General features: G+C 73.7%; 7 protein-coding genes. 5 read left to right on the plus strand and 2 right to left on the minus strand.

Features of this window, described 5'->3' with window-relative positions; genetic code table 11:
- From E1289_RS31750 to E1289_RS31765, 4 genes are all read left to right on the plus strand, one after another.
- On the plus strand, positions 1-1,426 hold a 1,426-nt coding region (locus E1289_RS31750; protein ID WP_207929276.1), incomplete at its 5' end, for an SDR family NAD(P)-dependent oxidoreductase.
- Complete coding sequence (locus E1289_RS31755; RefSeq protein ID WP_165970681.1) at positions 1,423-5,685, plus strand: beta-ketoacyl synthase N-terminal-like domain-containing protein; 4,263 nt, start codon at positions 1,423-1,425, stop codon at positions 5,683-5,685. The genes E1289_RS31750 and E1289_RS31755, both read left to right, overlap by 4 nt.
- Entirely contained in the window at positions 5,682-5,951 is a 270-nt protein-coding gene (locus E1289_RS31760) for an acyl carrier protein (protein WP_131986841.1), read from the plus strand. The genes E1289_RS31755 and E1289_RS31760 overlap by 4 nt, the downstream gene beginning before the upstream one ends.
- Before the next feature lie 53 nt (positions 5,952-6,004).
- Positions 6,005-7,207: a nucleotide disphospho-sugar-binding domain-containing protein gene (locus E1289_RS31765; RefSeq protein ID WP_243713277.1), complete on the plus strand. Its 1,203-nt coding sequence runs from the start codon at positions 6,005-6,007 to the stop codon at positions 7,205-7,207.
- A gap of 28 nt (positions 7,208-7,235) precedes the next feature.
- Here the strand turns inward: E1289_RS31765 and E1289_RS31770 are convergent, their stop codons facing one another.
- Together E1289_RS31770 and E1289_RS31775 are read right to left on the minus strand one after the other, a co-directional pair.
- Positions 7,236-9,968: an ATP-binding protein gene (locus E1289_RS31770; RefSeq protein WP_131986843.1), complete on the minus strand. Its 2,733-nt coding sequence runs from the start codon at positions 9,966-9,968 to the stop codon at positions 7,236-7,238.
- A 23-nt stretch (positions 9,969-9,991) separates the two neighbouring features.
- Positions 9,992-10,567, minus strand: coding sequence for an exonuclease (locus tag E1289_RS31775; protein ID WP_131986845.1), 576 nt, complete (start codon positions 10,565-10,567; stop codon positions 9,992-9,994).
- A 233-nt stretch (positions 10,568-10,800) separates the two neighbouring features.
- Here E1289_RS31775 and E1289_RS31780 point away from each other — a divergent pair.
- Positions 10,801-12,721, plus strand: a 1,921-nt coding sequence (locus E1289_RS31780; protein WP_131986847.1) for a hypothetical protein, incomplete at its 3' end; no start/stop codon positions are given.

The raw sequence follows: 12,721 nt of genomic DNA on the forward strand, positions 1-12,721 counted from the left end.
GGCCGGGGATACGCAGGTGTGGCCGCGGGTCGAGGGGCCCGGCTCGCCGTCGCTTGGGCGGCGGCAGGTGGTCCGTCATGTCCTGCGGGTCGTGGAGCTGGATGCGCTGCCCGTGCCGCCCGAGTCGGGGACGGTGTTCGCGGGGCGGCGGTTCATCGTCGTGGACGACGGGTGCGGGGTCGCGCTGGAGCTGGCCGGCATGCTCGAACGGCAGGGCGCGGAGGTGCGGACGCCACGTGACGTCGACGGGCCCTGCGACGGGTTGGTCCATCTGGGGGCGCTGCGGCCGGCGGCGACGAGCGTGCTGCCCGAGGCGTACGAGGGCGTCCGGCGGGCGCTCGCCGGAGGGCTGCGGTGGCTCGTCGTCGCGAGCGGGGCCGGCGGAAGGTTCGGGCAGCCCTTCGAGGGCGGCGTCGGTGATCCGCGGCCCGGGGCAGGGCTGCGGGGGCTGGCGCGGACGGTCGCGCAGGAGTATCCGGAGGTGCTCGTGCGGGCGCTGGACGTCGACACCAAGGACACTCCGAGGGCGATCGCGCGGCGGATGATGGCCGAGCTGCTCGACACGGGGGGACCGGTCGTGGTCGGGCACGAGGGCGGGCTGCGGCGCGGCCTGAGCCTGGTCCCTGCGGAACTGAGCGGCGAGCCGGTCGTCCCCCTGGAGGCGGACGGGGTCGTGCTGCTCATCGGAGGCGCCCGGGGCATCACCGGGCGGGTGGCGCTGGAACTGGCCCGGACGAGCGGGTGCCACATCGAGGTCATGGGACGCACGCCGGAGCCGGTGGGCGAGCCCGCATACCCGGATATCCCGGACGAGGCGGGCCTCCGGCGCGCGCTGGTGGCGGCCGGGCGGACGCAGGAGATCGAGGCGACGATCCGGCGGACCCTCGTGGACCGGGAGATACGCCGGAACCTGGAGTCGTTGCGGGAGCACGCGGCGTCCGTCCGGTACCACTCGGGGGACGTGCGTGACGCGCAGACCGTCCGGGATCTCCTCGGTGACGTGCACAGGCGGCATGGGCGGCTCGACGGGATCGTCCACGGTGCCGGGCTCGTCGAGAACCGCCTGATCCACGACAAGACGCCGGTGTCGTTCGAGCGCACGTACCGGACGAAGGTGGACGGGGCGTGCGCGCTCGCGCAGGCGGCCAGGCCGAACCTCGGGTTCTTCGTCGTCCTCGGCGGGCTCGCCGGGGTGCACGGCGTCCGCGGGGAGAGCGACCACGCGGCCGCCGGCGACGCGTGCGCGACGCTCGCGCACATGTGGCGGACGCGGCTGCGCGGCCGGGTGCTCGTCGCCGACTGGGCGCGGTGGGGGACGGGCGACGAGGCCGGGCCGATCGAGCCGGACGCGGGCGCGGCGGCGCTGCTGCGGGAGATCGCGCACGGGGACGAGACACAGGTCGTGTTCACCGGGGCCGCCACGTGAGCCGCGCTCGGGAGCCGATCGCGATCGTCGGCGCCGGAGCGGTGTTCCCCGGCGCCGGGTCGGCGGCCGAGCTGTGGCGCAACGTCCTGGCCGGGTTCGACGCGATCACCGAGGTGCCGGCCGGGCGGTGGGACCCCGCGCTCTACTACGACCCCGGCGCGTACGGGCGGGCGCCCGAGAGCGACCGGTTCTACTGCCGGCGCGGCGGGTTCGTCGACGACCTGGCCACGTTCGACCCGGCGCCGTTCGGGATCACGCCGGCGGCGGTGCGGACGATGGAGCCCGACCAGCTCCTCGCGCTGCGGACCGCCGGGGACGCGATCGCGGACGCGGGCGGCACCGAACGGCTGCCCGACCGGGCCGGGGTCGGCGTGGTCATCGGGCGCGGCGGCTACCTCACCCCGGGCATGGCGCGGTTCGACCAGCGGGTCGGCACGTCCCACCAGATCGCCGGGATCCTCGCGGAACTGGTGCCGGAGCTGGGGAAGGCCCGGCTGGACGAGATCCGCCGTGCGTTCTGCGACCGGCTGGGACCGGACGGCCCCGACGCCTCGACCGGGCTGGTCCCGGGCTTCGCCGCGTCCCGCATCGCCCACGGGTTCGACCTGCGCGGCCCCGCGTACACGCTGGACGCGGCGTGCGCGTCGGCGCTGCTGGCGGTCGAGCACGCCGTGCGGGCGCTGCGCGGCGGGCAGGCCGACGCGATGCTGGCAGGGGCCGTCCACCACTCGCACCACGCGACCGTCTGGAGCGCGCTCAGCCGGCTCCGGGCGCTGAGCCCGAGCGAGACGATCCGGCCGTTCGACCGGGCGGCGGACGGCACCCTGCTCGCCGAGGGGACCGGGATCGTCCTGCTCAAGCGGCTGTCGGACGCCGAGCGGGCCGGGGACCGGATCCACGCGGTCATCCTCGGCACCGGGTCGTCCAGCGACGGCCGCGCGTCGAGCCTCCTGAACCCGCTGGTGGAAGGGCAGGTCCTGGCGGTCGAGCGGGCCTGGCGGGACGCGGGCCTCGACCCGGCGGAGCCCGGGGCGCTCGGCCTGGTCGAGGCGCACGGCACCGGCACCCCGCCCGGGGACGCGGCGGAACTGGCGACGCTGCGCCGGGTGTTCGGCGCGGACGGCCCGCCGATCGGCCTCGGCACGGTCAAGTCGATGATCGGGCACGCGATGCCCGCCGCCGGCATCGCCGGCCTGATCAAGGCGGCCTACGCGCTGCGCGACGGTGTGCTGCCGCCGACGCTGCACGTGGCCGACCCGCATCCGGCGTTGGAGAACACCAGGCTGCGGCCGGTGCGGGAGGCCGCCGAGTGGGAGCCCGGGGACGGTCCGCGGCGCGCCGTGGTCAACGCGTTCGGGTTCGGCGGGGCGAACGCGCACGTGATCCTGCAGGAGCCGCCGTCCGGTGGCGTCCGGCGGAGGCGGCGGCCCCGGCGGCTCCGCGCGCCGGAGAGGGGCGAGGCCGTCCTGCGGCTGGCCGCCCGCACCACCGGCGAACTGGCCGCGGCCCTGGACGTCCCCGATGAGGAACTCTTGGCGCGGGCGTCGGAGGACGTCCCCCCAGACCTGCCCTGCCGGATCGCCATGGTCGCCCCTACCCCGCACAGGCTTGAACTGGCGCGCGCCGTCGTGCAGCGCGGAACGGCCTGGCGGGGCCGCAGCGACGTGTGGTTCTCGCCCCGCCCGCTTCTCGCGGAGGGCGGCCGGCTGGCGTTCCTGTTCCCCGGCTTCGAGCCCGCTTTCGCCCCGCGCGTGGACGACGTCGCCGAGCATTTCGGCTGGCCGAAGCCGGAACCGGCCGGGTGTAGCGACCTGGCCAGCCATGCGGCGGACACGATCGGCGCCGGGCGGCTGCTGGCCTCGGCGCTCGCCGAACTCGGTGTCGAGCCGGACATCGCGGCAGGCCACGGCCTCGGTGAGTGGACGGCCATGATCGCCACCGGGCTGCTCGACGCCGGTGCGGCGGAACCCTTGATCCGCGCGCTCGACGGGGTGCCGGCGGACATGCCCGACATCGTGTGCGCGGTGCTCGGCTGCGGAGCCGCACAGGCCGGGGATGCCGCCGGGGGACGTTCCGGTGTTTTCGTGAGTCACGACAACTGCCCGCACCAGTCGGTGGTCTGCGGCCCGGCCCGGGAGGTCCGCGACATCCTGGGGCGGCTCGCGTCCGAGGGCGTCCTCGGGCAGGAACTGCCGTTCCGGTCGGGCCTCCACACCCCCTACGCCGAGGCGTTCGAGAAGCAGGTGCGGCACGCGTTCGAGGCCCTGCCGGTGCACGAGCCGCGCGTGCCGCTGTGGTCGGGGACGGCGCTCGCCCCCTATCCGCGTTCACCCTCCGACGTGCGCGACCTCGTCGTCCGGCATCTGCGCGGACCCGTCCGGTTCAGGGAGCTGATCGAGGAGCTGTACGGCACGGCCCACGTGCGGGTGTTCGTGCAGGTGGGACCCGGAAGCCTCCCCGGGTTCGTCGCCGACGGCCTGGGTGCCCGGGAGCATCTGGCGATGGCCGTGAACGTCCCGCAGCGGGACGGGATGGGCCAGCTGCGACGTGTCCTCGCCGCGCTGTGGGCCGAGGGCTATGGCGCCTCGCCGCCGCCCCCGCCGGCCACGGGCATGACCCTGGACCTCGGAACGCCGCTGGTCAGGCTGGACGGTACCGTGGCGCCCATCAGGCTCACCTCCGCGAACCCGCCGCTTCCGGCCGACGATCCCGTCATGGCCGAGCTGGAGGCGCTGCTCGACGACGCGGCGACGGGGGCGAAGGCCGTGGTGGAGGCGTTCGGCGGCAGGGCGGCGTCCGTGCCGTCCGGCGACCCGGTCCCCTCGGGCGCGGAGTCCAACGTTTCCCATGTTTTCTCGCTTGCCGCGATGCCGTACCTGCGCGACCACTGCGTGGTCCCGCAGCCGCCCGGCTGGCCCGACATGTCGGACAGGTTGCCGATCGTTCCGCTGGCGACGCTGCTGGAGGTCATGGCGGGCGCGGCGCGGGAACTGCTGCCCGGCTCGGTCGTCGTGGGGTTCGAGGACGTACGCGCCGTCCGCTGGGTCCTGGCCGCCCCGCCCACCATCGCCGACATCAGCGCCCGCCTCGTGGACGGCACGGCCCGGCCGCGCAAGGTGAAGGTCGTCATCGGTGGTCATGTGGACGGGACGGTTCTGCTCGCCGAGCATTACCCGCCGACGCCCCTGCCGGACCGCACGCCGCTGAGCACTGAAGGCCCGCCCATAGTCACCGCGGAACGGCTGTACGAGGAACGCTGGATGTTCCAAGGCCCGCTCTTCCGCGGCATCACCGCGATCACGGCTCTCGCAGAGGACGGTGTACGCGCCGTCCTCACCTCCCTGCCCGCACCAGGCGCGCTCTTGGACAGCGTCGGCCAGCTCTGCAGCCACTGGATCCAGGTGTACGGCGACACCAACCAGACCGTGTTCCCGGTCGGGATCGAGCGGGTCTCCCTGTACGGGCCATCGCCGGCGGAAGGCGAACGCCTGGAAACGACCGTCTGGAACCAGTCGCTGACCGACACGACCATGCGCTGCGCAGCCGAGATGGTCCGTGCGGACGGAACGGTATGGGGACGCGTCGACGGGTGGACGACACACCGCTTCTACACCGACGAAGCCCTCTGGCGGATGAAGTTCACCCCTGAGGTGTCCGGGACGGGGGAAGCGCAGCCGGGGGGCTGGTGCCTGGCCCGCAAACGCTGGGAGGGCACCGTGTCCCGCGATCTCCTCATGCGCCAGTACCTCTGCGCCGGCGAGCGCGCCGAGTACGAGGCCCTCCCGCAGTTCGCGCAAGGCCCATGGCTGCTGGGAAGGATCGCGGCCAAGGACGCCGTCCGGGCCCACCTATGGCGCAACGGCCACGGACCCCTGTTCCCCGCGGAACTCACCGTCCACGATGGGCCACGGGTCACGGGACCGTTCGACGAGCCCCTCACCATCTCCATCGCAACAGACGCCGAACTGGGCGTGGCCCTGGTGCGGCCTGGCACCGAACCAGCGGGCATCGGTCTCGCCCAAGACGACCCCGCCAAAAAGGAGGACGCCCGTATACGCGCAGCGAAGCAAGCAGTACTGCAGGCGATGAACACCGAAGCGGACCGTCCCGAGGTGAGCGTGACCGTCGCCGACGGCGAACGGCTCCTCGTCGCGACCGACGGCACGGTCACGACGGTGGAGACCTGCCACGTCGAAGGTCACGTCGTGGCCTGGACGGTCGAGTCCGGCGGAACCGGCATGGAGGAGGCCCGAGTATGAATGACGACCTGGCAGAGGTCGTCCGGATACTGACCGACGTCCTGGGGGAGGACTACCTCCTCGACGTGGAGATCGGGCCGGAGACCACGTTCACCGAAGCCCTCGCCCTGGAGAGCATCGAGTTCGCCGCCTTCGCCGGCAGGCTCCGCGCCCGCTACGGCGACCGAGCCGACCTCCCCGCCTTCGTCGCGGGCCTGGACCTCGACGAGCTCCTCGGCCTGACCGTCGGGGACGTCGCGGACCACCTCGCGGGAGCCGCCCGGTGAACGCCCGCCGCGTGAGGGTCCCGTCCCTTCTCGAGGACCCCGGAATCCGCCGGGTGAGAACCCCCGAACGCCGCTTCCTGTTCGCCGTCCCGCCGCTGGGCGCCGTCACCGCGAACAGCAACGTCACCGCGAACAGCAACGTCACCGCCAACAACGCCGTCGCGGCCGAGCTCACCCGGCGCGGGCACAAGGTCGCGTGGACGGGCCACCGGGCGTCCCTCGAACCCCGGATCCGCCCGGGCTCCCGGCTCTACAGCGCCGTCGAGGAGGACTTCGAACGGCGCCTGCACGGGCTCCACGGCGACTGGCTGAACCTCCGCGGGCTCGCCGCCCTCCGCTTCCTCTGGGAGGACCTCCTCGTCCCGCTCGGCCACGCGATGCTGCCGGGCGTCGAGAAGGCGATCGACCGTTTCCGGCCAGACGTCGTCATCGCCGACCAGCTCGCCCTCGCCGCCCCGGTCGCCGCGCGCCGCCGCGAGATCCCCTGGGCGACCTCGGCGACGACGTCCGCCGAGTTCACCCGGCCGCTCGCCGCCTTCCCGAGGGTCGAGGAGTGGGTCCGCGAGCGGATCGCCGACCTCCAGCTCGACCACGGCGTCGATGACCTGCTCGACCTTCGGTTCTCCGACCACCTCGTCCTGGTCTTCTCCGCGGCGGGCCTGATCGGCGACACCTCGTTCTTCCCCGGCCACTTCGCCTTCGTCGGCCCGGTCCCCGGCCGTCCCGCCCCGCGCGCCTTCCCGTGGGACGACCTGGACGGCCGGCCGGCCGTCCTCGTCACCCTCGCCGCGCCGGACGGCCCGGGACGCGACCGCTTCTTCCGGGTCGCGGCGGAGGCCGTCCGCGGCCTCGACGTCCAGGCGGTCGTCGAGACGGACCCGGGCGCGCTGCCCGATCCGCCGCCGAACGTCCTCGTCCGGGAGCAGGTCCCGCGCCACAAGCTGCTGGAGCGCGTCTCGGCCGTCGTCTGCGACGGTGCCCACGACACCGTCTGCGCGTCGCTCGCCCAGGGCGTTCCGCTGGTGGTGGCGCCGCTCCGGGACGACCAGCCGGTGATCGCCGGGCAGGTCGAGGCCGCGGGGGCGGGGGTCTCCGTCCGCCATGCCCGCACCCGCGCGGACGAGCTCCGCACGGCCCTCACGACGGTCCTCACCGAGGACGGCCCGCACCGCGCCGCCGCCGAACGCGTCGCGGCCGACATGGCCTCGGCCGGCGGCGCCGCCGAAGCCGCCGACCGCCTGGAAAAACTCACCTGATGGGTCGACGGCACTCGCGGACGGCGCTTCAGTTCTCGGTGATGTAGGCGTCCAGGAGGCCGGCGGGGACGCTGAGATGGGCCGTCGCCTCTCGGAGGCGGTCGGCCCAGTCGGAGTCGGTGCGAAGAGCGCCGACCGCCGTTTCGATCGCCTGGCCGGAGCCCCAGAGGGCGGTGGCGCGGGCTTCGAGGTCGCGTTGGTCGCGATCCCACCAGGCGTTGATGTGACCAAGCTGATCGGCGAGAGTGTCGCCGGGGATGACACGTCCGTAGAGGGCCGCCCATTCGGCACTTCGGGGGTGCCTGCCCGCACCAGGGTCCGTCTTGTGCGCCTGCTCAAGTTCCTCTAGGACGAGGCACCAGCGGTACGGCGTGGCGAAGAATTCGGTCTCGTCGGTTATGCAAGGGCGTCCGTGTAACGCGTCCACCAGGTGGTCGGCCAGTTTTGTCAGGGCGCCGCGGGTCGCGACGGCGGCGTCCACCGTGTGGGAGACGGTGCAGTCGCGAAGTCGCGCGGGCAGCCCGTCGACCACGGACGGGGACAGGGCGGGCGTGCCCCAGCCGGTCAGGTGGGCGGCGGCGGCGAGCTCGGCCCACAGCACGAGTTCGGGACGGGCCTCAAGGGCGCGCTGGGCGGTGCGCATGTCGCGGAGCGTGCAGGGGGAGTCGCGGCAGTCCGACCCGCACGTGCCGCTCCGCGGGCTCACCAGCACGCGGGCGGACGCGACCGGCGCCGCCTTCTCCAGGTGCGAGCCGTCCGGCATGCGGACCAGGTGCGGGAAGTCCATGCCGTCGGTGAACACGGCGCCCTCGCCGGGCGTGAGCGTGACGAGGAACTGCGACTGGTCGTCGGTGATGTTCATCGTGGCGCCGACCGCGTCCCGGTCGTCCTTCGCCGGCAGCCGGTGAACGATCTTGACGGCGGTGTTCTTGATGACGTCCGGGACCAGCTTCGACGGGATCTGCTCCGCCACGATCAGCCCCTCCCCGTACGCGCGGATCTCCGCCAGCAGGCTCGCGAACGTCTCCACGGCGTGGGACGCGGGGCCCGCCTCCTCGCTGCGGCGCAGCAGCCGGTGCGCCTCCTCGAACACGCTCAGGTGCCGCAGCCCGGGCGGGACCCCCTGGCGCTGCCGCATCCGCAGGTGCTCGACCAGGCGGACCAGGACGGTGCCCATCAGGAACGCCTTGTCGCGGTCGTCCCCGACGTCCTCGATCTCCAGGACGACGTTGCGGGCGAGCAGCGCGTCGAAGTCGATGGGGTGGCCGCCCTCGAAGAACCGCCCGGTCGTGCCGAGCCGGAGGCTGGACAGCCGGACGCGGATGAACCCGCGCACGTTGTCGGTGATCTCCTGGCCGTAGCCGATGTCGGTCACGACCTGCTCGGCGGTGGCCTGCAGGTCCGCGAGGGTCGGGTAGCGGGGGGAGGTCCCGGGGAGGGACGGCTCGCCGAGCGCCAGATCCCAGCCGAGCCGCTCGTAGCAGCGGGTCAGCGCCGCGGCGAGCACCTGCGGGAACGGCTCGTCGGCGTCGAAGGCGGCGAGGAACAGCGCGCGGACGAGGTCGGCGTGGGTCTGCAGCGGGAACGGCCGCCCGTCGGGGCCCTTCGCCGGTTCGAGGGGGTTGATCCCCGCGGCGATCGCGTCCGCGTCGCCGGGGCGGATCGCGACGACCTCGGCGTCCGGCAGCCGCGCCGCCATCAGCCGGTACTCCGCCTTGGCCGGCTCGACCACCAGCCACGGCAGCCCGGCGTGCGCGGCGGCGGTGAGCAGCGACCGGACGGTCTGCGACTTCCCGGAGCCGGTCGCGCCGCACACGAACGTGTGCCGGTTCAGGCTGGACAGCGGCAGGGACAGCGGCCCGACCTCGCGGCGGTTGCGGTCCAGGACGCGCCCCAGCGGGACGCTCCGGCCCGCCGGTTCGGACGCGGCGTCGAACTCGGGCGTCACGTCGAACTCGGGCCGCATCGCGAACCGGACCCCGGCGACCTCCCGGACGGGCGGCCGCGCCAGCGCCGCCACCAGCTGCGTGCTCGCCTCGAACGGGCCCGCGGCGCCGGGGACGAGCGCGTACGGCAGCCGGCTCAGGTCGGCCGACGCGCACACCAGCGCGGCGACCCGCGCCGCGGCCCGCGGCGTCGCCGCCCCGGCCAGCAGATGGACCCGCCACAGGCCGGAGGTGGCCGCCTGGCGCACCTCGCGGTGGCGCCGCTCCATCCGGACGGCGGTGACCGAGTACTCGGGCGACATCTCCGCCATCGACTGGGCGTGCTGCTGCCGGTCGGCCAGGTGGTCCGCCAGCCGTTCGGTCTCCGGCGCCGTCATCGGCTCGGCGACCAGCATCCAGGCGAACGGCTGCATCCACACCGACAGCAGGCCGTCCTCCAGGGAGGGCCGCGCGGGATCGTCCCGTGGCCCGTCCCCACCGGGGACGTCGTCCACCAGCAGCCCGTCGGCGACGGCGCCGATGCCGACCCAGTGCGCCATCGAATCCTCGGTGATCCCCTCCGGGAGCAGCACGCCGCGGCCGCCCGCCGGGAGGCTGAGCGTGGCGGCGTTCCCGTCGCGGTCGGCGAGCAGCCCGTCCCCGCCGACGAACACCTCCGTGGGACCGGACGCCCGCGAGCGCCGCCAGCCGACCAGCACCGGCTCCCCGCCCGCGTGGTACGCCGACACGAGCGCGGCCAGCCGCTGGTCGCGCCACTCGTCCCGCCCGTCCGCCGCGTCCCGCCGCGGAACCTCCAGCAGGCGGCAGACCGGCATGCCGCGCACCACGTCCCACACGGTCAGCCGTCCCAGCGGAACAGGTTCTGGAACAGCTCGCCCTGCTCGACGGCGTCGTCCAGGGCGTTGTGCGTGTGCGGGCGAGCGGACAGCAGCGCGGCGGGCATCTGGCGCTTCGTCGACTGCGCCACCATCGCTCCCGCTTTGGCGGCGTAGAGGGTCTTCATATCCAGGTGCCGTGAATGGCCGAAGGGGGAGCGCGACGTGAAGCGCATCCAGTACCAGTACAGCCACATCCAGTCGTAGGCCAGCGGATACGCCACCAGCACCGGCAGCGCGCCGTCCGCGGCCGTCTTCACCCACGCCGCCGCCGCGCGCATCGCCTCCGCCGGATCGCGCCCCTCCCGGACGAGCCGCTCGCGGTCCAGCCCGCTGACCTCCAGGGCCTGCGGGTCGAAGTCCGCGGCGACCGGCTTCAGCTCCGCGTAGAAGGTCTCCTCGGACGGGTCGGGCGCCGTGAACCGCGTCCCGTCGAACGTTCCGCATACGGCCAGGCCGAAACTGAGCATCGAGTACGGCCCGGGAATCGGCCCGTCCGCCTCGATATCTGCCGAGACGTACAGTTCGACCCGCGCCATCACACCCGCCCTCTCCAGCACAGGCACGAGCCGAGCGGGCCCGCACCCCGTCCTCCGTCGTCCGCCATGGGCAGTCAGGCTATTGAGCAAGCCCGCCATAGGGAAGGCCGTTTCGGGAGCGATGGCCTGACAAGTTCCGTGTCAATCTGCTTGGGTTGTTTGGGCATCGCCGCGCATACCCCGCAGGGCGTGACGATCGAATCGGCACCCGAGGAGAACGGGGGTTCAGCGTCGTGATGGGCCGACCGGTCGATCCTGCAGGACTGCTGTCGCGCCGCGAGCGCCTCTTCAGCCCCGACCCCCGCCTCGGCTGGGTGTTCCGGGACCGCTGGTGGTTCCTGCGGCCGTTCCCGGAGCCTCCGCCGCGGCAGCAGGTCCTGCCGGACTACCTGGCGCGCCGCGTCCGCGAGACCGAGCAGGCCGCCCAGCGCCGCCTCAGCCGGACCTTCCCGGTGAGCGCGGGCATCGGCTCCCTCCTCCTGCTGTTCGCCGCCTGTACCGCCGGCGGCTCGGGCGGCGCGACCGTCCCGGTCGGGTCACTCCTGCTCGGGGCCATCGTGGCGGCGCCGGGCACGGCGCTGACCTGGTGGGCCGTCCGGCAGCGGAACGCCGCCCGCCAGGCGTACGAGCTGGCCCGGCAGCAGATCGCGAACGGCTACCAGGACCAGGCGCGGCAATGGCAGGCACGCAAGCACGCCCACGACACCGCAGAGCGCGCGCGGCTCGACGCCCTACCCGAATGGGGAGCCGCCCCACGGCCAGGACGCCGCCTTGACGTGTTCGGCGGGAACCTGTGGGCGTGGGAGGCGCTGCTGACCACGTACGGGACGTCCACCCTCGCCGTCCAGCCGTTGCTGGTGCTCGACCTGTCCAGGGAGATCGTCAGCCGCGAACTGGTCGAGCTGGCCCAGGCGGCCTGGATGGGGGTGGACGCGCAACTGCTGCCCAGCCGCCAGGCATCGTCCACCCTGCTGACGGACATGCCCCCACAGGACCTTGTGGACGCGATCGTCGAATCCATGCACGGCGGCACACCGGACGCCGCACGCGCGGACCGCAGCATGGACGACCGCATCCTCACCAAGGTGTGCGGAGCCCTCGGCGACAACATCACCCTAGGCCGGATCGCCGCGGCCCTCCGCGCCCTCATGGGCGAACCAGACGACGGTGACCTGCTGACCCGCGACGAGCGGCGGCACATCACCGGCAACCTGTTCACCGTGGAGTACCGCCGCCAGGCCCACGCCAACCTGTCGCGGATCGAGTCCTACGTGCACCCGCTGGAGAACCTCGGCACCGAGCCCTCGAAGGAGGGCGTCGGCTACCTGACGTGCATCGCGCTCGACAGCCAGGTCCGCAACGTCCGCTCCGAACTGCTCACCGACCTGATCGTCCAGTGGGTCACGCACCGCATCACCGCGTCGCAGGACTCCACGCCCGCGCTGGTCATCGCCGGTGCCGACGAGCTGGCCCGCCGCCACCTGGAACGGCTGTCGGACGCGTGCGAGCGGCGCGGCGTCCCGCTGACCCTGCTGTTCCGGCGGCTGCGGGACACCTCCGCGGAGATGATCGGCGGCGGCGCCGTCGCGTTCATGCGGCTCGGCAACCACGAGGACGCCGCGCGGGCCGCCGACTTCATCGGCCGGGACCACCGCTTCGTCCTGTCGCAGATCACGAAGAACATCGGCGGGAACGAGTCCCACACGTCCACCGACACGCGGGGCGAGGGCGACTCCGACACCTACAGCACCAGCCACACGACGGGCACGTCCCGCAACTGGGGGACGAGCCGCTCGTCCGGCGTCAGCTACTCGGGCGGCGAGATGTTCGGGCTGTTCCCCGACCGCTCCACCTCCTACCAGCGGGGCAGCAACCGGGGCGGCGGCAGCAGCACCAGCGACACCCGGGGGACCGCCACGTCGACGTCCCGGAACTGGTCGGCCGCCTACGCCTTCGCCGAGGGCACCAACTGGAGCGACGCCGACACCACGCAGCGCGTGTACGAGTACGCCGTCGAACCCGTCACCCTCCAGCACCTTCCGGACCACGCGCTGCTGCTGGTCGTGTCGGCCCCCGGTGGCGGCCGCACCATCACACCCGTCGAATGCGACCCGGCCATCATCACCCTGGACCGCGTGACCACCGGCCCCCTCC

The organism is Actinomadura sp. 6K520, from assembly GCF_004349245.1.
Classification (GTDB): domain Bacteria; phylum Actinomycetota; class Actinomycetes; order Streptosporangiales; family Streptosporangiaceae; genus Spirillospora.